General features: G+C 29.8%; 25 protein-coding genes, 1 tRNA gene and 1 pseudogene. 22 read left to right on the top strand and 5 right to left on the bottom strand.

Translation table 11 applies throughout. From position 1 onward, the window contains the following. Positions 1-54 precede the first annotated feature (54 nt). Complete coding sequence (locus DEFDS_RS04370; protein ID WP_013007592.1) at positions 55-1,764, top strand: hypothetical protein; 1,710 nt, start codon at positions 55-57, stop codon at positions 1,762-1,764. Between the two features lie 93 nt (positions 1,765-1,857). Continuing rightward, positions 1,858-2,430: a hypothetical protein gene (locus DEFDS_RS04365; protein WP_013007591.1), complete on the top strand. Its 573-nt coding sequence runs from the start codon at positions 1,858-1,860 to the stop codon at positions 2,428-2,430. A 231-nt stretch (positions 2,431-2,661) separates the two neighbouring features. On the opposite strand, the gene DEFDS_RS04360 is transcribed toward DEFDS_RS04365, so the two are convergent. Further along, positions 2,662-2,735: transfer RNA gene (locus tag DEFDS_RS04360), tRNA-Arg, on the bottom strand. 141 nt (positions 2,736-2,876) lie between these two features. Here DEFDS_RS04360 and DEFDS_RS12575 point away from each other — a divergent pair. The 20 genes and pseudogenes from DEFDS_RS12575 (at position 2,877) to DEFDS_RS13375 (ending at position 21,842) form a co-directional block, all read left to right on the top strand. After that, positions 2,877-4,493 (top strand): sensor domain-containing diguanylate cyclase, encoded by a 1,617-nt coding sequence (locus DEFDS_RS12575; protein WP_013007590.1) that lies wholly within the window; start codon positions 2,877-2,879, stop codon positions 4,491-4,493. Between the two features lie 50 nt (positions 4,494-4,543). Then, entirely contained in the window at positions 4,544-5,191 is a 648-nt protein-coding gene (locus DEFDS_RS04350; protein WP_013007589.1) for a response regulator transcription factor, read from the top strand. A gap of 56 nt (positions 5,192-5,247) precedes the next feature. Beyond that, entirely contained in the window at positions 5,248-6,141 is an 894-nt protein-coding gene (locus DEFDS_RS04345) for a HAMP domain-containing histidine kinase (RefSeq protein WP_013007588.1), read from the top strand. A 126-nt stretch (positions 6,142-6,267) separates the two neighbouring features. Further along, a complete protein-coding gene (locus DEFDS_RS04340; RefSeq protein ID WP_013007587.1) occupies positions 6,268-6,576 on the top strand; it encodes a hypothetical protein in 309 nt (102 codons plus the stop codon). 11 nt (positions 6,577-6,587) lie between these two features. After that, positions 6,588-10,226: a pilus assembly protein gene (locus DEFDS_RS04335; RefSeq protein ID WP_041223611.1), complete on the top strand. Its 3,639-nt coding sequence runs from the start codon at positions 6,588-6,590 to the stop codon at positions 10,224-10,226. After that, positions 10,211-10,672, top strand: coding sequence for a pilus assembly FimT family protein (locus DEFDS_RS04330; protein ID WP_041223609.1), 462 nt, complete (start codon positions 10,211-10,213; stop codon positions 10,670-10,672). Before DEFDS_RS04335 ends, DEFDS_RS04330 begins: the two co-directional genes overlap by 16 nt. After that, a complete protein-coding gene (locus DEFDS_RS04325; protein WP_041223608.1) occupies positions 10,659-11,078 on the top strand; it encodes a type IV pilus modification PilV family protein in 420 nt (139 codons plus the stop codon). The genes DEFDS_RS04330 and DEFDS_RS04325 overlap by 14 nt, the downstream gene beginning before the upstream one ends. Continuing rightward, positions 11,075-11,995, top strand: coding sequence for a PilW family protein (locus DEFDS_RS04320; RefSeq protein WP_013007583.1), 921 nt, complete (start codon positions 11,075-11,077; stop codon positions 11,993-11,995). Before DEFDS_RS04325 ends, DEFDS_RS04320 begins: the two co-directional genes overlap by 4 nt. Position 11,996: 1 nt before the next feature. Next, positions 11,997-12,428 carry a hypothetical protein gene (locus DEFDS_RS04315; RefSeq protein WP_013007582.1) on the top strand — a complete coding sequence of 144 codons (432 nt, stop codon included), beginning with the start codon at positions 11,997-11,999 and terminating at the stop codon, positions 12,426-12,428. A 73-nt stretch (positions 12,429-12,501) separates the two neighbouring features. Beyond that, positions 12,502-14,124, top strand: coding sequence for a phosphoglycerate dehydrogenase (serA, locus tag DEFDS_RS04310; protein ID WP_013007581.1), 1,623 nt, complete (start codon positions 12,502-12,504; stop codon positions 14,122-14,124). Beyond that, positions 14,121-14,516: a secondary thiamine-phosphate synthase enzyme YjbQ gene (locus DEFDS_RS04305; protein WP_013007580.1), complete on the top strand. Its 396-nt coding sequence runs from the start codon at positions 14,121-14,123 to the stop codon at positions 14,514-14,516. Before serA ends, DEFDS_RS04305 begins: the two co-directional genes overlap by 4 nt. A 4-nt stretch (positions 14,517-14,520) precedes the next feature. After that, positions 14,521-15,171, top strand: a complete 651-nt coding sequence (gene nfi, locus DEFDS_RS04300; protein WP_013007579.1) for a deoxyribonuclease V — start codon at positions 14,521-14,523, stop codon at positions 15,169-15,171. Between the two features lie 57 nt (positions 15,172-15,228). Beyond that, positions 15,229-17,112 carry an AMP-binding protein gene (locus DEFDS_RS04295; RefSeq protein ID WP_013007578.1) on the top strand — a complete coding sequence of 628 codons (1,884 nt, stop codon included), beginning with the start codon at positions 15,229-15,231 and terminating at the stop codon, positions 17,110-17,112. Positions 17,113-17,142: 30 nt separating this feature from the next. Continuing rightward, on the top strand, positions 17,143-17,568 hold the full coding sequence (locus DEFDS_RS04290; protein ID WP_013007577.1) for a CBS domain-containing protein: 426 nt from the start codon (positions 17,143-17,145) through the stop codon (positions 17,566-17,568). 18 nt (positions 17,569-17,586) lie between these two features. After that, on the top strand, positions 17,587-18,342 hold the full coding sequence (locus DEFDS_RS04285; protein ID WP_013007576.1) for a DUF169 domain-containing protein: 756 nt from the start codon (positions 17,587-17,589) through the stop codon (positions 18,340-18,342). 13 nt (positions 18,343-18,355) lie between these two features. Continuing rightward, positions 18,356-19,042 carry a DUF2231 domain-containing protein gene (locus DEFDS_RS04280; protein WP_013007575.1) on the top strand — a complete coding sequence of 229 codons (687 nt, stop codon included), beginning with the start codon at positions 18,356-18,358 and terminating at the stop codon, positions 19,040-19,042. 246 nt (positions 19,043-19,288) lie between these two features. Next, positions 19,289-19,531 (top strand): ferritin family protein, encoded by a 243-nt coding sequence (locus DEFDS_RS04275; protein ID WP_013007574.1) that lies wholly within the window; start codon positions 19,289-19,291, stop codon positions 19,529-19,531. A 37-nt stretch (positions 19,532-19,568) separates the two neighbouring features. Further along, complete coding sequence (locus DEFDS_RS04270) at positions 19,569-20,246, top strand: Crp/Fnr family transcriptional regulator (protein ID WP_013007573.1); 678 nt, start codon at positions 19,569-19,571, stop codon at positions 20,244-20,246. 3 nt (positions 20,247-20,249) lie between these two features. After that, a pseudogene (locus DEFDS_RS13380) lies at positions 20,250-20,969 on the top strand (flagellar assembly protein A); the annotation flags it as partial. Further along, positions 20,958-21,842, top strand: coding sequence for a FapA family protein (locus DEFDS_RS13375; protein WP_407919194.1), 885 nt, complete (start codon positions 20,958-20,960; stop codon positions 21,840-21,842). The pseudogene DEFDS_RS13380 and the gene DEFDS_RS13375, both read left to right, overlap by 12 nt. A gap of 170 nt (positions 21,843-22,012) precedes the next feature. On the opposite strand, the gene DEFDS_RS04260 is transcribed toward DEFDS_RS13375, so the two are convergent. The 4 genes from DEFDS_RS04260 to panC all read right to left on the bottom strand — a co-directional run bounded on the left by DEFDS_RS04260 (position 22,013) and on the right by panC (position 25,537). Further along, the gene (locus tag DEFDS_RS04260) at positions 22,013-23,725 is read right to left on the bottom strand and encodes a methyl-accepting chemotaxis protein (RefSeq protein WP_013007571.1); all 1,713 of its coding nucleotides are present in this window, start codon (positions 23,723-23,725) and stop codon (positions 22,013-22,015) included. A gap of 55 nt (positions 23,726-23,780) precedes the next feature. Next, on the bottom strand, positions 23,781-24,188 hold the full coding sequence (locus tag DEFDS_RS04255; RefSeq protein WP_013007570.1) for a bacteriohemerythrin: 408 nt from the start codon (positions 24,186-24,188) through the stop codon (positions 23,781-23,783). A 130-nt stretch (positions 24,189-24,318) separates the two neighbouring features. After that, positions 24,319-24,690 carry an aspartate 1-decarboxylase gene (gene panD / locus DEFDS_RS04250; RefSeq protein ID WP_013007569.1) on the bottom strand — a complete coding sequence of 124 codons (372 nt, stop codon included), beginning with the start codon at positions 24,688-24,690 and terminating at the stop codon, positions 24,319-24,321. Position 24,691: 1 nt separating this feature from the next. After that, complete coding sequence (gene panC / locus DEFDS_RS04245; RefSeq protein WP_013007568.1) at positions 24,692-25,537, bottom strand: pantoate--beta-alanine ligase; 846 nt, start codon at positions 25,535-25,537, stop codon at positions 24,692-24,694.

Below are 25,537 nucleotides of genomic sequence, written 5' to 3'. Positions count from 1 at the left end.
CCTGCATAGCCCACCAAACCCCAAATTTTTATAAAGAAAGAAAGGAGTTTAGACATGAAAATAATAAGAGAAACAATTCCGTTTTGTCAATGCATTTATAAGAACAGTAAAGTAATTAATATTGCTAAGAATAATCAGTTAACAAGTAAAATCTTAGATGAAAGTGCTATTGAACAAATTACAAATAAAGTTCTTTATGCCACATTGTATCTTGTTGAAACAAATAAAGTAAAATTTCCGCCACCATTATCCGTAAATTATGTAGCAAGTTTTTTTGGCATAAACAGATATAGGCATCATTACATGCTGGGTTACCAGTTAAGCAAAAGATTATATGAAGAGTTAAAAAACGGTAAATTTGATGATAAGTATTTTTGTGAATTCTGTACTAACTATAAAAAAATATCATTGGATAATTATTTAAAATTGATCAGTTCCACTGAAAAGATGTCTATAATTAATAAAGTATTAAGTACAATAGGTCCAACTGATGATAAAGATCAAATATTTATTCTAAAAGATCGAATCAAAGATTCAACATCTGATAGTGTTTTAAAAATAGGATTAGTAAAAAATAATGCTGATACTGTGGATGTTTATAAAATTGCCATTAAAAATAAACTGGACAAACTAACTAAAAAAAATATCGCATTAATGTATCCAGTTGCAACGGCGTTAAGTACTCTGTTAATATTTGACAAATACATCCACAACAATATTAAATTTCCATTTATCGTATCCAATAGATTAGACACATTTATTCAGAATTCTTATAATCTTGATTATTTATCTGGGCTTTTCATTCCAGATTATGAGTTTTTCAATAATAAAGCCACCTATTCAAGTCGCAATATTCAAAACTGGCCATTATTATTGTTCTCTGACAAAATTGGATTTTCAAATCCTTTCTTTTTACAAGATTTTGGTATAACAGTGAAATTTATAAAAGAAATCAAGGAATTCTTAAGTAAGAACAATTATAATGATCCTACAAAAGTTAATAAAGCAATATTTTCTAATGCAAAAAAAACAGTAAAGTTGCCATATGGAATTAAGATAAAAGATCCTTTTGAAAAAATATTTGATGAACTCAGTCTACTATCTGATTTGCGTGGCTGTACTTGTAAATCAAATTCTTACATAAGGTACAAGATAAGAGATAACAACAAAGAACCAAAGATTTTCATTATCAATAATGGGAAAAATAAGGCTATAGAAATTCCTTCAAATAAATTGAAAATAAAAATAAAACTATCAAAATTGCAAAATCGTGAATTATTTTCAAACAGAAATCATTATGGATATATCGTTGGACTATTTCTTATTACTTTGGATCAATTCCCGGGTAGGGTATTTATAAAAATAGGGTTAATAGGATTGCCTATCAATAATGATAACTTGGCAGAAGAAAAGATAAATGAAGAAATAAATTGGATAATAAAACACAGATATCATAAAGACATTAAACCAATAGGATATGTTATCCTTGGTATTTTTGAAAATTATCGTGAAGCCATTAAATTTGATAAGCAATTCAAAAGGGAGGTTTTAAATTCTGATCCAGGTGAAAAAGTATTGAATGCTTTTCATAAGAACACTGGATTAGAACTTCAACAAAAATTTAATGACAACGGTGGCAGCGAAATATTTTTACCTTCAAGATTAGGGATGAATACCATGGAGCTTATCAGCAAATTTCAAACTAAGGCAACAACGTTCCCTTCTCTAAAAAAAGTGATCATAAATGATCATGTTAAATTTTAAAATGAAATTTTTTCAAAAATTTTATGAAAATATCTAAAAATTACATTGACTCCCCTCCTTTTCATTTTCTGAAGACTATAAAAGGAGGGGAAAATGGTTAAAAATTTAATTAGTTTAGTGGACGACAATATTAAATTTGATAATTTTTCTTTTGAAGAAATAATAAGTATTCGCAATAATTGTTTTAAGATCGATGAAGTATGTCATTTGTTTTCTAAACTTAGTAAGAAAAACTTAAAAAAATCTACAATATATCAATATATAAATAAAGGCCTTTTAAAAACAAGTGTTTTAGGAAATAGAAGAAACAGAGTAATTTATTATAAATCGTTGATTAACTTTCTAATTAAAAGCAGGCATGGGGCTATTGACAATGAGTTATATGAAATACAATCTAAAGATGAGCTTATACTTTATTTAGAAAAGTTATACCATCCTGATATTGTATTGTACGAATTAGATATCAAAGAATCTACATTATACATGTATGTAAGAATGTTTGCTATTCATTTTTACAAAATTGCTGATGTTCGTTTTTTTACCGAAAATGATGTTCAAAAATTAAATAAATGTATCCATGTAAAAAATGAATATGGTGTTGATGCTTCTTTTGCAACCGAATTTATAGATAACGTAATGGAAAACATGGAGTCAGTAGCGGTATAAAAATAATAATAATTTCACATATCTTATAAAGATAAATTATTCTATTTAATCAACGTGGCGGTTTTAACATCTGATTAAGAATTGTGTATAAAATCTTTTGGTAAACTCATATTTGTATATTAAGAACAATATCGATCATAATTTCTACTAAAAAGTATTTTAAAAAATTAAGAGTATCACTAAGAGTATCACCAGAAAATTGGGTGTCTTATAACTTATTGATAATAAAAACGCCCCCGAGAGGACTCGAACCTCTGACACCAGGATTAGGAATCCTGTGCTCTATCCTCCTGAGCTACGGGGGCAATGTGTTTGATTCTTTAGATGTTTTTATGAAATTTGTCAAGTAATTTGGAACTTAATAACCTTTCAGTTTGATCAAATCATAAAATTGAAATATCAAATTGTTTTTGATATAATTAAAATAATAAGTTAGGTTTTCATATATGAGAGTTTTAAATAAACCAAAAAAATTTAAATCGCTTAGAGTAATACTTTTTAAAAACATAACTTTAATTTTTATCTCATTATTTCTGCTTCTAAGTATTTACATAAGCAAAACTTTGTATGATAATGGTATTGAAAGCATATACACTACACTTGAAGAAAGAAATAAGGCAGATAAATATTATATTGAGTCCTACTTTACAAAAATACACAATGCAGTAAAAATACTTAGCAAAATTGATGTTATTAAAAATGCAATATATCTATCAGATAATCAAAAACAATTTGCTCTAAAACTATTTAAGTACACAGAAGATTCTGACCCAGACATAAATTACGTATATGCAGGTTATATCGATGGTAGTCTTTTGATTAATAACTACACACCTCCAAAAGGATACAACCCTATGATAAGACCATGGTATATCGCAGCTATAAAATCATTTCCAAATGTATCAAATGGTATTCCTTATCAGGAAATAAAAACTAAAGAATGGTTAATTTCTATCAGCAAGACTCTTGTAGATAATAATGGTAAAATTGTTGGTGTAATAGCAATTGATTCTGATTTTTCAAAAATTACAAGCAAGATTAATAAATATATAAAAAATTATAAATCAACAAATTCTTTTATAATAAAAGAAGATACTGGCGAAATAATAATAACACCAAACAATCATTTTTTGAGAAAAAAATATTACAACTACATAAATAACATAAATTTTGTTTATGATCACAAAAAAATATCTTTTACTCTCAATGGAGATCCTAAATTAGGATACTACTCCAAAATCCCTATTTTAGGATGGATTATTGTTACATCTGTAAGTAAAAAGGAAGTTATAACCCCGATTTACAATAGATTAATTATTTTAAATATTACATTTTTAATAATGATTATTTTATTTGGTTGGTTTTTAAGTAAGTCATTTATGAAAAAAATAATAAATCCATTAATAATATTAAATGATAAGTTACTTCAGATAACACAAAATAAGAAAATTGATATAAAATTAAACACTTTTGAATACCCTAACAATGAAATAGGTATAATTGCTAAAGAACTTGAAAAATTGACCACTACTGAATTGTATAAAAAAAATAAAGAGTTAGAAAAAATAAACCAAAAACTCCAAAAATTATCAATAACAGATTGTTTAACAAAACTTTATAATAGAGGAAAAATAGAAAAAGATCTAACTAATGAATACAATAAAGCTATTAGATATAATGACACTTTTTCAATTATCCTATTTGATATCGATAACTTCAAAATTATTAATGATACTTATGGACACCAAATGGGTGATAAGATATTAATAGAAATTGCTAACTTAACAAAAGAAACAATAAGAAATACTGATATCGCAGCAAGATGGGGCGGAGAAGAATTTTTAATATTATGTCCAAAAACAAATATAAATTCTGCTTTTAATCTTGCAGAAAGACTCAGAAAAAAAATTGAATCACATGATTTTTCAATAGATAAAAGAATAACAATTAGCGGAGGTATAGCAGAGTTCAAAAAAGGCTTAACAATCGATGAAATGCTCAAACAAGCAGACGACAATCTATATAAAGCAAAAAAGGAAGGTAAAAACAGAGTAATTTTTTAATCAACAATTTGTTGTTTGATTATGATGTAAAGATTTGCTAAAATGATATTATGAAAATATTGTTGATTGAAGATGATTTATTACTTGGAGAAAGTTTAAAGGAATTCTTAGAATCAGAAAAAAATGATGTGGACTGGATAATTGACGATAGAGAATACGAATACAAGCTGTTATCAAATGAGTATGATATTATACTTCTTGATTTGATGTTAAAATTTAACAAAGGTGAAGATCTTTTAAAAAAAATTAAAAAACTAAAAAATACACCTGTTATAATCATTACTGCAAAATTTGACTTGTCTGATAAAGAAACCTGTTTTTTGTTAGGAGCTGATGATTATATTACCAAACCTTTTGAACCAAAAGAACTATTACTTAGAATAAACGCTGTAACAAAAAGATATTTTGATAATCAAAACAAAATTTCCATATCAGATGAGATTGTCATCGATATTACCCAGCAATCGCTTTTCATAAATAATGAGCTTATCCCTCTTACTAAAAAAGAGTGGGAGCTCTTATATGTTTTAGCAAAAAATAGAGGTAAAGTAGTATCTAATGAATGCATCCTAAATTATGTCTGGCAGGAGAACCCCGTCGGTACAGAATCAATCAGAACCTACATAAAAAAACTTAGAGAAATCTTAGGCAAAGATTTAATAGAAACTCACAAAGGTCGGGGGTATCGATTAAAATAAAATTTGAAATAAAAATTTTTATCGCTTTAGAGCTAATTATTGCCATTGTCCTCAGTATGATTAACTTAATCTTCATTTTTAGCTACAAAATAGAAATAGAAGAACAGTTAAAAAAAGAAATTCAACTCTATCTTACGCTAAAAACCGCCAAGAAAAAATTTAAATTACCAGATTATCTACTTATTGAAAATAAACTTTCTTTCAAAAAAGATTACACCCTTTTTAATGTAAACGGTGAAAAATACATCTATATCAAATCTTCATACATAAAAGACAAACTCAAAGATAAGCTCTTTATAATTTTTTACTGGGATATGATAGCAATCTTTTCTGTGGCAATATTGTATTATCTTGTTTTATACAGGTTGATAATAAAAGAAAAAAATTATCTAAAAAACTTTGAAATTCTACTATTGATTTTTTCACACAAACTGAGAAATTTTTTAACCACCTCAAAACTCAATCTTCATTTAATCAAAACAGAAAACAAAGCTCAGCTGGAAAGATTATTTCATGCTCATGAAAACCTTGCAAAGGATTTAGAAAATATTCAATATTTTATCAAAAGATTACCCACTCAAAATCAAAGCAAAAATAAAATTAACATACCTAATTTAATTAAATCTTTAATTGATGAACTGGAGCTAAACAAACATTTTTCTATAAAATTTAACTGTTCTGAAATTTATATTAATGCACCATATCAAGATATTTACTTTGCCTTATACCTTTTGTTTGATAATATTTTAAAACATGCTGGTCAAAATGTCACAATAAAATGTGGTAAAATCAAAAAATTAAAATACCTTATTATAAAAAATGATATAAGTGAAAATGAGACAAAAGGGCTTGGCGTGGGCTTAAATGTGGCAGAAAAACTCCTTGCCACTCATGGTTTCAAAATCAAAAGAAAGATAACCTCAAACTTCACTATTGCCATCAAGTTTTAAAAGGAAACTTTAATTTTAAGTTTATTTGCAATATATAAAAAATATTTTAAAATAAATTTAGTGTTTTTCACGATTTTTTTACAAAATGGATATAATTTATTATTACAAGTTTTGTGGAGGAACTATATGAAAAAAATATTTTTTGTATTAATCATAAGCTTTTCAGTATCTATAATGAGTTTTGCAAAAGAAGAATCTAATAATTTACCTAAAGAGCAAATAGTTAATTTAAAAACAGGATATATAAAAAGCTTTAAAAATGAATTCATATCTTTGGAAGATGGTTTCTATTTTTATGTTGATGATAATACTATAATTATTAACCCTGAAAATAGAAAAGTAAATAAAAGATACTTAAAATCTGCATATAAAATTAAATATAAAAACAATGGAAACTATGTATATTACATAAAAATATTATCATTAGTTAAATAGTGAGGATTGATATGCGTAAATATACTATAATATCTTTAATAATAATTTTAATGTGTTTTTTTAATCCATTATTATCTCAAGCTGCAAAACCATCAAATAACTCAGATGCTGGACAAATGGTTACTTACTGCTCTATACCACCATTTGTTTCCTCAGCTATTCAGCCAAATGTGCTAATAATATTGGATAATTCTGGAAGCATGTTTGAATTTGTATATAAAGATAATACATCTACAAGATCATACTCTAATGATTGCTCAAATGATGCTACAGTTTATTTAGGATACAAAGATAATGAAACCTATTTTGGACTTTTTGATCCTAACAAGAAATACTCATATGATGATGATAATGATTATTTCCAGGAAAAAGAAGATGGTGAATGGAGTGGTAATTTTTTAAATTGGTTAACAACTAGGAGAATAGATGCAGTAAAAAAAGTTTTAACTGGAGGAAAATATATCATCGAAGATGGAAATATTTTGTTAACTGCAACAGATAATTTTGATAGAGATTTTCGAAAAATATTAGAAAATAATGTACTAGACCTTACTGGACTCAATAATGGTTATACTGATAATAATAAAGGTGCTTATTTTTACTTTTACAATGACAATAATTTTGTTTATTTTGATGTTAGACCTGCAACCTGGAATAATAATTGTTGGTTAATTGATAATAACCCAACAACATTTAGAGTTGCTTTGAAAGTCGAAACACAACCCACTGGGATAATACAAAAAACATGGGATAAAGTAAGATATGGACTTTTCACCTTTAATCATGACGATGGAGGTCATTTAGTTTCTGATATAGGGAGTAAATATGATAATTCAACATTTATTCTTGACATAAATAATATCACTCCGTCAACTTGGACTCCACTTGGTGAAACTCTATATGAAGCTACTTTATATTTTAAAGGAGATAAAACTTATTATAACGGTACATTTACGTATGATAGCCCTATCCAATATAGTTGTCAGCAAAATTATGTTCTTATTTTAACTGATGGTGAATCAACAATGGATAAAAACTTTCCAAGTAAGCTCGATAGTAATGATCCAAATAGCACAATTGATAACCTTCTTGACATTATTGAAGGAAATGAGGGTTTTACAGATAACGAATTACATAATGACTTAAATGACTCCAATGGGTCATATAGCTTAGCTGCAGTATCTTATTGGACTCATACTACAGATTTAAGAGAAGATTTAACAGGTACTCAAAAATTAAATATTTTTACAATCTTTGCATTTGATGATTCGGAAAACGCAAAAGATTTACTTAAACTTTCAGCAAAATACGGTTCTTTTGCTGATAATAATTTTAATAATTTGCCAGACAATTCAAACGAATGGGATACAAATAATGACAATATTCCTGACAACTATTTCGAGGCCAATAACGCAACAGATTTAGAAACAAGTTTAAGTACAACAATTGCTAGAATTTTGCAAGGAGCAGCAGCAGGTTCTGGTGTAGCACTCATGACTGATAGGACAAGTAGCACAAGTATTGCTATCCAAGGTTTATTTGAAAACAAAAAGGATATTGATAATACAACATTGACATGGATTGGACGTTTATTTGGGTGGTGGGTTTATGCAATAGAAAAAGATAATGAAACTATAAAAGTTAACATTAGAGAAGATACAATAAATAATAAAAAGTTTAAATTAACAGAAGATAAGATTTTAACATATGATTATGATGTATTGGACAATAAATTAGTGCTAAAACTTATTACATGTGATGATGATGGCTCTGGTCTAATTGATAATTCTAGTTGTGAAACTTTCTATTCTTTTGACGACATTACACCAATATGGGATGCAAGTGAAGAATTATTAAATAGAGAAGCTGATAATAGAAAAATTTACACATATGATGATTCTGGAAATCTTACCCAAATTGATAATTTTACTAACCAACAATTGTTTGATACAGATAATGTTAGTTCTTTAATAGATTACATAAAAGGTAAAGATTTTGATAACTATAGAAATAGAACAATTAAAGTTGATAATGAACAAAAAGTATGGAAGTTAGGTGACATTATCCACTCTAGACCTATGTTGGTAAAGTATGAGGATTATACTGTTGCTTATGTTGGCGCAAATGATGGAATGCTTCATGCTTTTAAAGTAGGCTATGCTAAAAAATTAAGAGATGATCCAGAGGGTTATTTAGCAGTCTTGCAAAATTCTAAAAATGACAGTGGACAAAATGAAATAGGTAAAGAGTTATGGGGATTTATACCACGTTCTGTTATCCCATATTTAAAATTTCTGGCAGACCCAAATTATTGCCATTTATATTATGTAGATGCACAACCATATATAATAGAAGAAGATGGAAAGAAAATCTTAATTGGCGGATTAAGATTAGGTGGGGGTTGCTATTGTAGTAAGCAGGAAGCTGCTGATGAATGCGTCAAAAGTCCTGATAACGAAAATGGGCTATCATCATACTTTGCACTAGACATTACAGATCCAGTAAATCCAAAATTTCTGTGGGAATTTAATCATAAAGACTTAGGTTTTTCATATTCAGGTCCTGCTTATATAAAACGCCCTGAAGGTAATTATATAATGTTTTCTTCAGGTCCTACTACATATGATGGTCACTCCTCTAAGTCATTAAAGTTTTTTGTTTTAAAATTAAAAAATGATTTCACATTAGAAAAAAGTACTCCAGATGTTTTAGACGGTAAAACTCAAAACGCATTTGGTGGTAAACTATATACAACTGGTATTGATAAAAATGAAGATGGTTTTACTGATTTTGTAGTAACAGGTATTGTAAAAAATGTAGGTAAAACAAATTCTCAAGGTGGTTTAGTCGTAATCCATACTAAAGGAGGAGATCCATCAGCTTGGACTGTTTATCAAAATTACTATAATTTTAGCCAAAACCCAACCGTTTCTAAAATCGAAACAGGCAAATGTTTTAACTTAGGTTATTATTTGTTTTTTGGTAGCGGTAGATACTTTTATCCTGGAGATGATGAAGGTACCTCAGGTGTTGGAAACGAAGAGAATTATATTTACGGAATACCTTTTGACTGTGATGTTGAAGAAGGTTGTAAAGGGACTGTTAACAATATTAAATCTGTAGAGCTATTAGATGATCCTTGTAATGACCTAACAAATTTTGAAATCACAAACAATGAGTCCAAGGAACTAGGATGGAAAATAAAACTAGACCCTACTGATAATGTATATTTAAAGGAAAGAAATATTATAGACCCTGTTTTAGTAAAAAATAAAAACAATCCAGCTAATAGATATACTAATAATAGAGATTACTGGACATCGCAAATCATTACATTTATTACAAACAAATATGAAAAAGATCCATGTATTTTAAAAGGTAAAAGTAAAATATGGGCACTTAACTGTGCTACTGGTGGTCCTTTAAGACCAGACAATATTACTCACAAAATTTGTAGTAATTATCAAGTAACTGATGATTTTGCTATATTTACTACATCTAGTCAAGGAGAAATTTCCATTGTAACAGATGACGATGTAGGAAATGAAAGATACATCGAAGTAGATAAAAATGTTATAGCTTCTGATTTAGGTGAGGACTTAACTGGTAACAATAGAAAAGGTAGAATACTTTTATGGATAGAAAAATAATGAATAAAAAAGGGATAACTCTAATAGAATTGCTTGTAGTAATATCAATATTTGCTATAATATTAGCTATAGCAATACCAAATTATAATAAGTGGAAGATAAAACATGAAAGAGAGAAAGACTTGAGGCAACTATATTCCATTATACAGCAATACAGGACAAAAGCTTTTACTGAAAAAACAAGCTTCAAACTTGAATTTCCTTCACAAAATAAATTAGACATTAAAAATGACAATGGAACTATCATTAGCTCAATAACATTTAAAGTATCCTTTGATAATCCAAATACTATAACAATTGACGATAGAGGTACTCTATCAAATACTTCAATCAAATTAATTAGTGATTCAATAAATGATTCACTACCTTTCAATTGCATTGTAAGCAACGGTATAAGAGTTAGATTAGGGAAAATAGATAATGGTGGTAGCTGTGTTGCAAAATAATAAAGGATTTACCTTAATAGAAATGATGGTTAGTTTATTTATTTTTTCTGTGGCATTACTTGGGCTTGTAGCATCGATGATAACTGTCAAAAAAATGAATATGAGGAATAATGTCAGAAATATTGCAATAGAGCAAGTTAATAATGAAATCGAGAAATTAAGAGCATACGGTTTTAACAAGATAGATAATTTAATTGGCTCCTGTGAAAATATAGAGTGCTCCCCTGCAAACGACAACTGCAGTATAAAAGCCCAATATAGAAATACATGGATAAGTATAGGAAAATCTTTTACTGTAAACACATCTGGAACTACTAAAAAGATAGTTATTACCTCTTGTTGGGAACTTTTTGGTAAAAAATATACTTACACAACTCAAACTTATATCGCAAAGGATATACAATGAATAAAAAAGGTTTAACATTAATAGAACTTTTAATAGTGATTTTTTTATTGGCTATTATATTATCAGCTGTTTATATAACCTATACTACACTTTTAAAAGATTACAGAAAGGAAACTAAAAATATAGAAACAGAAATAGAAAAAATGGTGGGACTCGATATTTTAAGACTTGATATCACCCATGCTGGCTATGGTATCTCTGATAATGAAACATCTAAAGTAATTGAATGTATAAATTGTGAAAATCCTGACAATATTACACTTATAATAAGGTCCACTTTTAATGTTACAAACAACGATACCCAGCACTGGATATTTGTTAATGCTGATGATAATACAACAGTTGGGACACCTGATAACAATATAAAATATGTATATATTGACATAGATAAAAAGCTTTTAAAAGATAACGCACTTTGGACAAATAGACCAACAACAGGTAAATATATAGCATATCCGGTACAAGATAATGCTACTGGGTGTACAAATCAAACATGCACAAAAATAACATACAAATTAAGCACTAGTAACTTACCTGATACATGTAATCCAAATACATTCAAGTTACTTAGAGCTGTTAATAGTGGTAACGGTGATCCAATTATAGACTGTGTAGCGGATTTCAAAGTAAGATTCGATTATGATAAAGATAATGACGGTGAGATTGAAAGTGACGAGGAATTATTAACATTTGCTAATATTAGCAGTGATAATGCTACGACATTTAGAAAGAAACTAAAAAGAGTCAGAACATTTATACTTTTGCAAGATGGGGGATACGACAGAGATTTTACTTTTCAGGGGGCTGACAGCAACAACAAAATAACTGTTGATGGAGTAGAGTTACAACTTCCAAACGATTATACCCATTATAGATGGAAAACTGTTGTATACACAATAAAACCTATGGATCTATAATATGAAAAAATTAGTTAGATCATCTAAATTAAACAATAAGGGGATTGCTCTTTTAACAACTCTTATTTTATCACTAGTTGCTTTAGGTTTTGTGGCAGCTATAATGTATATGCTAAACTCATCTACAAACATTTCTGGTACACATAAAAGATACCAAAATGCACTGATGGCAGCAAGAGGTGCAAGTGAATATATAATGGATAAGTTGGTTTCAGGAGATGAGAAATCTTTATGTAACAATCAATTATGTACCGATAATACTACAATTGATTTAAACAGCTTGTTTAGTGAATATGATGTTGAAGCTACGGTGTTAAACAGATATGAAGATACAGTAAACGATATTATAGTTTATTCAATTAGAGTAAACGCAATAAATAAAAACAATCCAAAAGAAAAAAGTATTATAGAGTTTGTATATAAAGTTGAATAATTTCTTTTTCAAATTTCTTGATTATAGTTTGCTGTTTTGTTAATATCTTTGAAAATTTTGTTGGGGGTAAAAAGTGGAAAAATTCAAAGTCTTAATTACTGATCATATTGCAGAGGAAGGGATAAAAATCTTACTTGATAGTAAAGACATAGAAGTAGAAGAAAAGCCAGGTATTTCTCATGAAGAGTTAAAAGAGATTATCGGCAACTATGATGCAATTATCACCCGTAGTGGGACAACTATCACTGCAGATCTTTTAGAAAACCCAGGAAAATTAAAAATTATAGGTAGAGCTGGTGTAGGATTAGATAATGTAGATATAGAAGCTGCAAGTAAAAAAGGTATTATAGTAATGAACGCCCCTACAGGTAACACACTTGCCGCGACAGAACTCACGATGGGTATGATGCTTGCTGCTGCTAGAAAAATCCCAGCAGCACATATTTCCCTAAAAAATGGTGAATGGAACAGAAAGAAATTTATGGGGATACAGCTTTTTAATAAAACACTAGGCATAGTAGGACTTGGCAGAATTGGTAGCAATGTAGCTATCAGGGCAAAAAGTTTTGGTATGAAAATTGTAGCTTATGACCCATATATTAAAAAAAGCAAAGCAGAATCACTTGGGGTAACTCTACTTGATAACCTCGAAGATTTGCTTAAAATCTCTGATGTAATCACTTTTCACACACCACTTACAAAAGAAACTAAAAATATGATAACTAAAAAAGAAATAGAGTTAATGAAAGATGGTGTTATCCTTGTCAACTGTGCAAGAGGTGGTATTATCAATGAAAATGATCTTTATGATGCTCTCAAATCAGGAAAAGTCTTTACCGCTGCAATAGATGTTTTTGAAAAAGAACCACCAAAAGGTAATAAACTTTTAGAGCTAGACAATCTATTTGTAACACCACACATCGGAGCAAACACTGAAGAAGGACAAAAAGGGGTTGCAGTAATTATTGCTGAGCAGATAGTAAACGCCCTTCATGGCAAATCTTATATAAATGCAGTTAATATACCTTTTATGAAATCTCAGCTTCCAGAAGATTTACAAATCTATTTCGAACTAATAGAAAAAATATCAAAACTAGCAGCTCAAACTGTAAAAGGTAGACCTGATGAAATCAAAGTAACACTTGTAGGTAAAAGATTCGAAGATGATATCTGTGAAAGAACCTTCGATACCCCTTTTAGCTACCAACCATTTACCATAGCAGCTATAAAAGGCTTTTTAGAAGTGAGATTGCAGGAATCTGTATCATATATAAATGCTCCATATTTCGCAAAAGATAGAAAAATCAACGTAATAGAATCAAAACAGGAAACTTATGATAAATACAATGACCTGCTTATCTTAGAAATTAAAACGGATAAAGAACATAGAATAATTGCAGGAACAGTATTTAACAACAAAGAAGGAAGAATCGTACTTTTTGATGATTTTAGGATAGATATTATACCTGAAGGCACATTCTTATACTTTAGAAATATAGACAGACCAGGCGTAATAGGAAAAGTTGGAACAATCTTAGGTGAAAATAATATAAATATTGCCGGATTTGAGTTAGCTAGGCAAAAAGGTGGTGAAGCTATTGCATTTGTATCTGTTGACAATGAAATCCCTGAATCAGTTCTTTCTGAAATAAAGAAAATAGATGGTATGTTGGAAGTAAATTTAGTAGAACTATGATAAAATTTAATGTTAAATCAACTAAAAGAGAACAACTGATTGACATTACTACTGAAATTAAAAAGATTATAAACAATGAGGGGTGGGATGATGGCATACTCCTCATCTACACCCCTCATACAACTGCTGCAATCACAATAAACGAAAATGCTGACCCCACAGTTAAAGATGATATAATATCTTTTTTAAATAAAAAGATACCTATAGATTACCCTTTTAGACACTTAGAAGGCAATTCTGATGCCCATATAAAATCTTCAGTAATAGGTTGCAGTGAGCAAGTTATTATAGAAAATGGCAAAATGGTTTTAGGAACCTGGCAAGGGATTTTTTTCTGCGAATTTGATGGTCCACGAAATAGAACAGTAATTTTGAAATATATAAATTCATAAGTTAATGTATAGCCACTTAATAAAACTTCAAAAAAAATTAGCAAAAAAAGTAAAAATAACCCCTTTCAATAAAGATATAAACCTAATAGCTGGTATAGATGTATCCTTTTCTATAAAACACTCACTATGTTTTTGCTCTATAGTAATTTTAAATAAAAACCTTGAAATAGTAGAAATTTCAAATGCTCATAGAAAAATAAATCTCCCTTATATCCCTGGATTATTATCTTTTAGAGAATTACCAGCTATTTTCCTGGCCTACAAAAAGCTTAAAAGCCACCCCGATATATTCATTTTGGATTCTCAAGGTATTGCTCATCCAAGAAAACTGGGGCTTGCTAGTCATTTTGGAGTTGTTTTTAATGTACCCACCATCGGATGCGCAAAATCTAAATTAGTTGGAAAATATAAAGAACCAGGTCACAATAAAGGAGACTACACAAAACTTTACCATAAAAATGAATTAGTAGGTTATGTCCTTAGAAGTAGAACTAACGTGAAACCTATCTTTATCTCACCAGGACATCTGGTGGATTTTGAATCAGTACTAAAAATTGTTCTCAGTACAACTTGCAAATACAGAATACCAGAGCCTACAAGACAGGCACATATCAGTGCAGAAAAGTATAAAAATTTTGTTATAAACAAACTATAACCTATTGATTTTTGTGAAATATTGTTTTATTTATTAACTAAGAAAGAGTGAATAAAAATGATAAAAGAATTAAATAACCTTTGTTTAACTTATAAAAGAAATAATTTAGATATCGAATATATAAAACAGCTTTATGACAAATCAAAAGATTTAAGATCTTTTTATAAATTTTTAGCCTATGAGTTTCTTGATTGGGAAGATGAATTTCTTGTATCATGCAACAATGAAGAAGATTTTGAAACAGCCTGGTTTGTAAAAGGGAAAATCAGCCCTATAAAAAATCTATTAAAAATGCATATTGATAATGGCAAAGGTAATAAAGCAGCGATAGTCTGGAGAGGGAAGGATTATACAGAAAGAATTTTGACCTTTAGATCTTTATATGCAGATGTTTCTAAGTTTGCATCAGCTCTAAAAAAACTCAATATTTCTAGAAAAGATTCTGTTTTGATTTTTATGCCAAATATACCAGAGCTTATTATAGCAATGCTTGCCTGTGTTAAACTTGGCCTTGTCCACACAGTTTATCATACAAGTTATTCAGCTGAAAGTTTAGCTGAAAGATTAAACGATTGTAAGAACTCTGTGATTATAACAGCTGATGGATACTATTCAAAAACGACAGTAAATTTAAAAGATAGAGTTGATCAAGCCATAAATATAGCTGAAAATAAGCCTAAACTATGTATTGTGGTAAAAAGACTGGGGCAAAGAGTCCATATGAAGCCATTGAGAGACCTTTGGTATCATGACCTAATCAGTGATGAAGATTATTCAAGAGCATTTGCTATAGAAGAAACCGTATATGATGCAAACGATATAATTTTTACACTTGTAACTTCAACTCATCTAACAGTCCAAAAAGCTTTAAAATACAGAGCTGGAGGTTTTTTATTATGGGCCAAATTCTCTCATCAATTGCTATTTGATCCAAGAGATGATGATATTTTGTGGAACACAGCTGATATCGCCTGGATTACTGGACACACATACAAGGTTTATGGACCACTTTTAAACTGTCAAACAATTTTTTTATATGAAGATACTATAGAAGTTGATAATGCAAGCGATTTTTATGAATTTTTAGACAAATACAATATAAATAAATTTTATACAACACCTACTATTTTAAATAGACTTATGAATGCAGATGAAAAGAAAGGTGTCTATAGAAGGCAAAATTATTTAGAGTTGATTGCAACTGGTGGTGGGAGAAGAAATGAAGAGTCCACCAAATGGGCTTTTATAAAACTACTTAATAAACGACACCCAATAATAAATATATTCACGTTAACAGAAGCTGGTGGTGCCATTGCTGCTCAAATACCAGGATATAGTGAAATAACTAATATTTACACTGTAGGCAAACCGCTACCAGGAATCCCGCTACAAATCATAGATGGAAAAACAGGCTTACCAATTGAAAGTACTGCAACAAAAGGGGAAATAGTTTTTACCTCCTCTTTCCCTTCATTAACTGCTGGTATATGTGGAGATGCAAAACTTCTTAGAACAGTTTATATAAAATCGATCAACAAACAAAAATTCTTTAAAACCGGTGATGGTGCAGAATATCTTGAAAACAAAGATATAATTCTCACCGGGAGAATGGATGATGTACTTCATGTAGGTGGAAAAAGAATTAATATTTTGATGATAGAACAAGCTATTAAAAAGCATAATTTGATAAAAGATGTAGCTGTAGTAAATGTTTTGGATGAAAAACGTGGAGAAACCTTAATAGCGTTTTGCGTACTTAATAAAAATATAGACGAAAGTCTATACAACGACCTTTTTATTGAAATCAATGAACTGATTATTGATGAAATAGGTGAAGTGGTATTACCCGATATTTATAAAATAACTTCAATAATTCCAAAAACACCAAATGGTGAAATTCAAAGAGAAATTTTAAAGGAAATTGCACAACAAATTATATAAAATAAAATTAATTTGAGGAGGCTTTTGATTATGAAAGTTAAAGATTATATGACAAAAAATGTCATAGTTGCTTATGAAAACGAAAATATTAGAGATGTAGTTTTAAGACTTAGAGAAAAAAATATTTCAGGGGTGCCAGTTTTAGATGGAAATAATAATGTTGTAGGAGTATTTAGTGAGTCGGACCTTTTAGCTCAATTACCAGACATATTACATGAAGCAGAACAGATCCCATTGATAGATGTAAAAGAATTAACCGATGCGCCAGTAAAAACTATAATGGGCAAACCACCAATAACTATCCATGAAAACGACTCACTCAAAAAGGCTGCCGAACTATTTTTAACAAAATATATTCATAGACTACCTGTTTTAAACGACGAGGGTAAGCTTGTAGGAATAATTTCACTAGGTGATGTACTAAAAGCGTTTATAGAAAACGAATCCTGTCAATAAAAAAATAAAGGGGAAGTTATGTTTGAAAAGTTTTTAAGTACCTTGGACAAAACAGTCAAATTGCAAACTATCCCAGTTGCTATAAAATTCATCAAAGAAAGCAGCCATATTGAAGGGATCAAAATACGAATAAAAAACAAAAAAATCAATATTTGTCAGCAAATTGCATATTCAAGGTATTACGGATGGTCAACTTATGTAGAGGGCAATTACAGCTATTGCGTACTAGGTGCAAGCAACTGCGGATTAATATCTACCCCTGAGAGAGTACTTGAAGGAAAAGTTAATTGCTCTATTTATCAAAAGGATATCGATTCTGCTAAAAAGATGCAGCAATCTATGCCAAGGGTAAAAGAGAGATTTGCAGGTTTTTTAACATACCCACTAACTAGACCAATTGAAAACATAACTCCTGATGTAATTGTACTTTATACAAACACTGCTCAGGCAATGCGTTTTTTACAAGCATTCTTATATCATGAAGGTGGAGAATTTGTAATGAAAAGTAGTGGAGATGCTGGTGTTTGTTCAAGGTGCGTTGTAGAAGCATATCTTACAAATGAACCAAAAATAGAAATCCCATGTCTTGGAGATAGAAGATTTGCTATGACACAAGATTACGAACTGGCAATTGGTATCCCTTTTAGTAGATTGGAAGAAGTTATAGAAGGGTTGCTGGCTACCCATAAAGCAGGTATTAGATACCCAATCCCTTTTGATATGAAAGAGCAATGTGATCTTCCTTATGATTACACCACTTTTGAAACTGACTAAAAAGAGGTAATTTGTGAAAAGAGAAGACGTCAAAAAATTTGACGGAAAAGATGGAAAAAGAGCTTATATAATTTTTAAAAATAAAATTTATGACGTGACAAACAGTAAACTTTGGAAAAATGGTACTCATATGTCAAGGCACCAGGCTGGTGAAGACCTTACAAACTTTATATCTATGGCTCCACATGGAGAAGATGTACTGCAAAGGGATAATATAAAATTTGTAGATAATTTAGAAGATGATACTACTACAATAAATGACGATAAAAAGGATAAATTAAGAGTTTTATACAGCAAACTCCATCCTCACCCCATTTTAATTCATTACCCCATGGGAATCTTTTATTTTGGAGCTTTAATGCAACTATTGTACATAATAACCAATAATGAAAATTTTGGTAAAAGTGCGTTTTATGCACTTATTGTTGCTACTTTATCCATTTTTCCAGCAGTTTTTTCTGGAATACTGAGCTGGTGGATTAATTACGACCTAACACTTACAAAAATTTTTAAAAATAAAATAACTTTTTCAATAATTTTGATCTTACTTTCTTTAATTGTAATATCTCTAAAAATAATGAGCAATAATAACCCTCAATCTACAATTTACAATATACTTTACTCTGTTGGTTATTTTATCATAATCCCAACTGTAACTTTTATTGCATATAATGGAGGCAAAATTACATGGCCTCATTAATTATATCCTGTTTCAAAATACTTATATTGTTTCGAGGCTGTTGCACAATGGAACAATATTTGAGGGTATTGCACAGAAAAAGATGCTAAATATGCTAGATTGCTTTGCTAACGCTCACAATGACCAGTTCCCCAGTCATTGCTAGGAGCTAATGCGACGAAGCAATCTTATGATTATGATAATTATCAATGTGTTAGTCTAATGTGCAAAACCCTCAATTTTAGTTGTTTATGTTTGGAGGAAGTTATGGATAAAAGAGAAAAAATAAAAGCCTTAGAACAGATGATTGAGGTTGTCTTATTAAGAATACCCAAAGAAATAGAGGCCATGAGGTTCTACAAAACAGCAGCAGATAAAGCTGTAGATGAAAATGCAAAACAACTATTTGAAAGCCTTGCAGAGCAGGAAAAAGGTCACGAAGCTGAACTTAGAAGGATTTTAGAAGATTTAAAATCTCAACTATCTAACCTAAAAAAATCTAACTCTTAGTGTTGTAAGTACAAACATAATTTGTTATTATATTTATATGAATAATTTAATAAGCTCATTTAAACTTCAAGAAAAACACATAGAAATCTTTAGAAAATACGGCAAAGAACATACTGTTAAATCAGGCGAATTCCTTTTTTACGAAGGAGATGATGCAAATACGGCATATTTACTAATAGATGGTGAACTTGATGTATTGATAAAGGATAGTAAAAATTCATTGCGCTTAATCAATAAACTAAAACCTACAACCCTTTTTGGTGAAATGGGGTTATTTACCACAGGCAAAAGAACAGCCTCTGTAAGAGCAACTAAAGATACAAAACTTATTCAAATAGATTATAAAACATTTTTAACCATATCAGCTAAAATCCCTTCAATTAGTCTCAATATGCTACAAGAATTGAGTAGTAGACTAAAAGATTGTAATGAAAGGTTGATAAAAAGTATCGACTATAAAACTAAAGCTAAGACTTTAATATATATCTATAAAACTTTTAAAGAATCTGCTAAAATCGAGTTTGAACAAGATCTGGAAGATATATTAACTAAAATCCAAATAGATAAAAGTGAGTTTTTAAAAACTCTTTTCTTATTGGAAAAGATGAAAGTTATCTATAGCTTAGATTTAGTTGACAAAAACAAAATAAAGTTTAATATTAATAAAAACTTAATTGATAAATACTTTTATAAAATTTTATTAGGTGATATTTAATCAATGAGTTATACAGTTACAGCTAAATCACTTGAAGAAGCTTTTGAGAAGGCACAAAAGTATTTTAAAAGGAATATTTCTGATCTTGATTACAAGATTATTTCTATAAATCCAGACGACGAAAATAAATATACCTTAGAATTTGATATCAAAGATACTGTCATTGGAAAATCAGGCAAACTATATGAAGAGATTTTTACAGAAGATTTTGAGGTTATGATCTCTGATGATGAGATGAAAGCTTATCTGTTTATCCCTGAAAAACCAAAAAAAAATATAGACAAAGATTACTTGGTTAATTTATTGAACGAAAACGGTGTAAAAAGTGGCATTCTTACAGATGTTTTAGAAAGAATTGTACTTTTTCTAAAAAATGACAAACCATTAGATTCATCAATATTAGTTGCAAAAGGGAAACCTCCTAAAAATGGAAATAATGGTGAGCTAATCATTAAAAGTAAATCTGATGATGTTCTTAATTCATTTTTTGAAGCTGAAGAAATTAATGACAAAATAGATTATAAAGAAGCTTTCAAAAAGAAACTTTTTATTGTTGAAGAAAATGAAGAGATTGCAATGATAATTCAACCCACAAAGGGTGAAGATGGTTTTACCGTAACAGGGAAAACAATACCTGCAGTAGATGGTAAACCTATAAATTTAAAACTATCAGAGAACCTTACAATAAAAGAAAATAAAGTATATTCTAAAATAAAAGGGTTATTACTTATTAAACATGTTGATAATTTAACTTACGAGCTTGATATTTCTGATATTTTTGTTGTAAATAAAAATGTTGACTATTCGACAGGGAATATAGATTTTCCAGGCTCTGTAATAATTAAAGGTGAAGTAAAAGCAGAATTTACAGTTAAAGCTGGCAAAGATGTAATAGCAAAATCTGTCTCTGGAAATGTAATTACAGATGGAAAACTTATTGTGAAAGAAGGGATCACTGGTAGAAGCTTTGCAAATAGAAATATAATTAAAGCTGAAGAATTAGAAGCAAGCTACATCCAATTTTCTAACATAACTGTCGATAAAAATGTCCAAGTAAAAAAATACATAAGAGATTCAATTATTTATTGTGAGGGAAAAGTTGAAGTAACAGGAACACCTGGTATGATTTATGGTGGAAAAGTCAACGCATTAGAAGGGATAACTGTTAAAATTTTAGGCTCCCCTTCTTTTACTAAAACGGTTGTTTCTACTGGGATATCAACTAAAGTGTTAAATGAAATCTCCACTTTAGTTGCAGAAAAAAGCGCTTTAAACGAGCAACTAACAAAAATAAATTTATATTTAGGAAATGCCGATAGGCCAATAATTCGTGATAGATTAAAAGAAAAAATAAAAAAATTGAAAGAAGCAAAATTAGAAATAAACAAAAAATTGATAAAAATTGAAGTAAAATTGAAAGAACTTTATGAAGAAGTACAAAAATTTAAAGGTTCAAAAATAGAGGTACTAAAAGAAGCTTACCCAAATGTAAAAGTTATAATCGGTGAAGCTACACTATTATTAGAAAAAAAACTTAGAAATGGTTACTTCTTTTATAATAAAGAGAAAAAAGCAATTGATTATATGCTAAAATAAAAAAGGGGCTGCTTATAGCAGCCCTTTTTTTATTCCAAAACTTTGTAGCAATACCTGCTCAATTACCAAGATTGCTCCGTTAACGCTAGCAATCACTGATTTTGGGGTCATTGCAAAGCAATGTAAGTTGCCGAAGCAATCTTATAATTTAATTTTTTTGTAACAGCCTCCTATATTTTAAATCTTTTTATTTGAGTCTGCAACTCTTCTGCAAGTTTAGATAGCATTTCCACAGCTGTGGCCATCTCAGATGCTGCAATTGAATTTTCATTTATTACTTTAGATATGTTTTCTATAGATTGAGCCATCATCTCTGTAGCTTTTGCCTGTTCATCTGTGGCCCTTGCAATATTTTCAACTTCCAACGATACATTTTCCACATTTTCTTTAATGATATCAAGAGCCTCTTTTGCTTCATCAGCCTTCACCTTACCTATTTCTACCTGCTCTACCCCTTCATTCATACTTGCAACTGCACCACCAGTATCAGCCTGAATATTTTGTATCATATCAGTAATATCTTTTGTAGCTCTCATAGTTTTCTCAGCTAATTTCCTCACTTCATCAGCAACCACTGCAAATCCCCTACCATGCTCCCCTGCTCTTGCAGCCTCAATAGCAGCATTTAATGCTAGAAGATTTGTTTGATCTGCTATATCATTAATCACTTGAATTATCTCACCTATTTGCTCACTAGATTCACCAAGTGTCCTTACAGTCTCTGCTGCTTGAGAAACTGTTGTTGCAATCTGATCCATCATCTGCTTTGTTTCTTCTACTAATGCATGGCCATTTATAACTGATTCTCTAGCTTCTGCAGCACTGTTTGCCACATTAGCAGCATTTTGAGCCACTTCTGTTACTGTAGCATTTACCTCTTCCACTGCACTTGCAGTTGTTGTAGCCTGCTCACTCTGCTCTCTTGCTCCTTCTGCTATAGCTTCAGAGTTTGAAGCAAGCTCAGCAGAAGTAGATGCAAGCGATACTACTGATTCTGAAACAGAACTTAAAACATTTTTAATGTCATCCACCATCTTATTAACAGCTTTTGCAATAGCACCAACCTCATCATCATATTTTACATCTACTTTTGTAGTAAAATCACCACTTGCAATTTTTGCCAATGCAGCATTAATATTATCAAATCTTGAAAAAATAAGCTTTGAATTCATTATATAAAGTATAGCAATAATTACTATTAACACGATTATTAAAACAGAAAAATCTCTGGTCATATTTTTTGTTATCATCGCATTAATTGGTGCTAATGGTATAAATATTTCAAATGCACCATGTATTTCACCTGCCTTCCAACCTTCCATTTTAACTCCGGTTGGGTCTAACCCCTTATCATTTCCCCAATATTTCACACTATCAGCTGGATTCCCATGACACCATTCGCACTCTTTTGTTAATCTTATTGCTTTAAAATATCTGATAAATCCAGATTTTTTATCAACAATAACTTTTTCAGGAGTCTTACCAACTCCTGTATCCTTACTTTTTAACTCAGATAATATTTTAACTTCCAAAGAATCAGGTTTGTTTTCCGGGTTCCTTGGAGATATCTTAGGCACTTTAAATTTAACACCAAGTTCTTCTGATTTACTTTTAATTATTTTTATTGAGCTCACAACCGGAACAGTTAACAAAAATTTATCAACGTTCTTTTTAATTTCGTCAAAATTGTATAAATCAGCCTTCCACTTTTTAGCCATAAACTCTCTTGTCCCTTCAGCTACAACAACAATATTTCTTGCCCTTTCAACTTGAGAAGCTATAGCTGTTTTTTTTGCAATTTTAGCACTAAAAATAAATAAGACACTAAATGAAATCAGCATAACAATGGAAATTATTAAAGCTAATTTAAGTTTTAGGCTCATAGATCATCTCCCCAAATCATAATTTATTTTTATATCGGTTACTTTAACAAAATATTTAATGTTTTTCTAAGTTTTTTAAAAAAGAAGCAAGAACAATATCTGTCTTTAAAACATGGTTTTCATACCAATCTTTTAAAGATTTTAATAATAAAAGTGCCTCAGACTTAGATACTCCTCTTAATATTTTTAATCTTTTCATAGCAAAGTCTTTTCTAAATTTTTCATGCTCTAATTTATGGACTTCATAATCAGGGTAATTATATTTAATCATATATTCTTCTTCGGTTTTAAAGTGAGTTTTTACATAGTTTTCTAAGAAGCTTAAAGAATCAGAGATCGCTTTTTCACCCTCCCCTTCTTTGAAATATTTTTCCAACTTATTTAATAAATATAGCATTGCACCATGCTGTTCATCGATTTTATCAATGCCAGTAATCAACTCATTTGGCAAGTATTCTTTCATATCACTCCCAAAAAATCCCGGCTGAATGCTTCAGAGGGGAGGAGGGTAGAAGCATAGGATCAGCCGGGCAAAAAGAAGCTTTATTATTAATTATATATTACACAAAATTTAAAACTATTTCAACTTTTATTTAAACTAACGTTGTTTCCTCTTTTCTAATTATCCTATTTTTCTCATCAACCTGAATTACAACAGGTTTTAAATCTTTTAACTCTTCTTCATCATAAAAACCATAAGATACAATAATCACCATATCACCAGGCTGCACAAGTCTTGCAGCTGCACCATTTAAACAGATTTCACCACTTCCAGGTCTACCTTCAATTGTGTAAGTGGAAAATCTTGAACCATTTGTAATATTGTAAATATCAACCTTTTCATAAGGTAAAATACCTGCAGCATCCATTAACTCTTTGTCAATAGTAATACTACCTTCATAATGAAGGTCAGCATCTGTAACTGTAGCTCTGTGAATTTTTGATTTAAACATTATTCTTTTCATATTACACCTCAAATATATTATTATCTATTAATCTTGCCTTACCCACAAAAACAGCTAAAGCAAGTAAAAAGTTACTTTTAATTTCCACCACTTTTTCTAAAGTTTCAGGATCAACAATTTCCACATAATCAATTTTTGTATATGGATGTGAGGAGATAAAATCAATAACCCTCTTTCTTATATCTTCGGCACTTCTCACCCCTTCAGCTAAAGCAGCTTCAACAACTTTGAAAGATTTATTAAGTGATAAAGCTGACTTTCTCTCCTCTTCACTAAGGTAAACATTTCTTGAACTCATAGCCAAACCATCAGACTCTCTAACAATTGGCATACCAACAATATTTACATCCATATCGAGATCTTTCACAAATCTTTCAATAACTTTTAATTGCTGATAATCTTTTTTTCCAAAATAAGCATTGTCAGGTTTTACAATGTTAAAAAGTTTTGTGACAACTGTGCAAACACCATCAAAATGACCAGGTCTGCTTGCTCCACACAAAACCTCAGTGATTTTTTTCACAGAAACCTTAGTCAAAAAGTCCTTTGGATACATCTCTTCTACAGATGGGTAAAACAATACATCAACACCCTCTTTTTTCAATGAAGATTGATCCCTATCTAAATCCCTTGGATATTTATCAAGATCTTCGTTTGGACCAAATTGTAATGGGTTTACAAAAATACTCACTACAACTTTGTCATTATCCTTCTTAGCCTGCCTAACAAGTGAAAGATGCCCCTCATGCAAATAACCCATAGTGGGCACAAAGCCTATTTTATATCCATTATTTCTAAAATTTTGACTTATCTTTTTCATTTCTGCTTTAGTGTTTACTATCTTCAT

It is taken from the genome of Deferribacter desulfuricans SSM1, from assembly GCF_000010985.1.
Classification (GTDB): Bacteria; Chrysiogenota; Deferribacteres; order Deferribacterales; family Deferribacteraceae; genus Deferribacter; species Deferribacter desulfuricans.
This window is presented reverse-complemented; position numbering and strand designations above follow the sequence as displayed.

Coding starts and splice junctions, on each gene's coding strand:
- DEFDS_RS04290 (WP_013007577.1), top strand. CDS start 17,143: ATGAAAGTTAAAGATTATATGACAAAAAATGTCATAGTTGCTTATGAA.
- DEFDS_RS04335 (WP_041223611.1), top strand. CDS start 6,588: ATGCGTAAATATACTATAATATCTTTAATAATAATTTTAATGTGTTTT.
- DEFDS_RS04295 (WP_013007578.1), top strand. CDS start 15,229: ATGATAAAAGAATTAAATAACCTTTGTTTAACTTATAAAAGAAATAAT.
- DEFDS_RS04260 (WP_013007571.1), bottom strand. CDS start 23,725: ATGAGCCTAAAACTTAAATTAGCTTTAATAATTTCCATTGTTATGCTG.
- DEFDS_RS04350 (WP_013007589.1), top strand. CDS start 4,544: ATGAAAATATTGTTGATTGAAGATGATTTATTACTTGGAGAAAGTTTA.
- DEFDS_RS04320 (WP_013007583.1), top strand. CDS start 11,075: ATGAATAAAAAAGGTTTAACATTAATAGAACTTTTAATAGTGATTTTT.
- DEFDS_RS04305 (WP_013007580.1), top strand. CDS start 14,121: ATGATAAAATTTAATGTTAAATCAACTAAAAGAGAACAACTGATTGAC.
- panD (WP_013007569.1), bottom strand. CDS start 24,690: ATGAAAAGAATAATGTTTAAATCAAAAATTCACAGAGCTACAGTTACA.
- panC (WP_013007568.1), bottom strand. CDS start 25,537: ATGAAGATAGTAAACACTAAAGCAGAAATGAAAAAGATAAGTCAAAAT.
- nfi (WP_013007579.1), top strand. CDS start 14,521: ATGTATAGCCACTTAATAAAACTTCAAAAAAAATTAGCAAAAAAAGTA.
- DEFDS_RS12575 (WP_013007590.1), top strand. CDS start 2,877: ATGAGAGTTTTAAATAAACCAAAAAAATTTAAATCGCTTAGAGTAATA.
- DEFDS_RS04315 (WP_013007582.1), top strand. CDS start 11,997: ATGAAAAAATTAGTTAGATCATCTAAATTAAACAATAAGGGGATTGCT.
- DEFDS_RS04285 (WP_013007576.1), top strand. CDS start 17,587: ATGTTTGAAAAGTTTTTAAGTACCTTGGACAAAACAGTCAAATTGCAA.
- DEFDS_RS04275 (WP_013007574.1), top strand. CDS start 19,289: ATGGATAAAAGAGAAAAAATAAAAGCCTTAGAACAGATGATTGAGGTT.
- DEFDS_RS04270 (WP_013007573.1), top strand. CDS start 19,569: ATGAATAATTTAATAAGCTCATTTAAACTTCAAGAAAAACACATAGAA.
- DEFDS_RS04345 (WP_013007588.1), top strand. CDS start 5,248: ATGATTAACTTAATCTTCATTTTTAGCTACAAAATAGAAATAGAAGAA.
- DEFDS_RS04370 (WP_013007592.1), top strand. CDS start 55: ATGAAAATAATAAGAGAAACAATTCCGTTTTGTCAATGCATTTATAAG.
- DEFDS_RS04330 (WP_041223609.1), top strand. CDS start 10,211: ATGGATAGAAAAATAATGAATAAAAAAGGGATAACTCTAATAGAATTG.
- DEFDS_RS04365 (WP_013007591.1), top strand. CDS start 1,858: ATGGTTAAAAATTTAATTAGTTTAGTGGACGACAATATTAAATTTGAT.
- DEFDS_RS04340 (WP_013007587.1), top strand. CDS start 6,268: ATGAAAAAAATATTTTTTGTATTAATCATAAGCTTTTCAGTATCTATA.
- DEFDS_RS04255 (WP_013007570.1), bottom strand. CDS start 24,188: ATGAAAGAATACTTGCCAAATGAGTTGATTACTGGCATTGATAAAATC.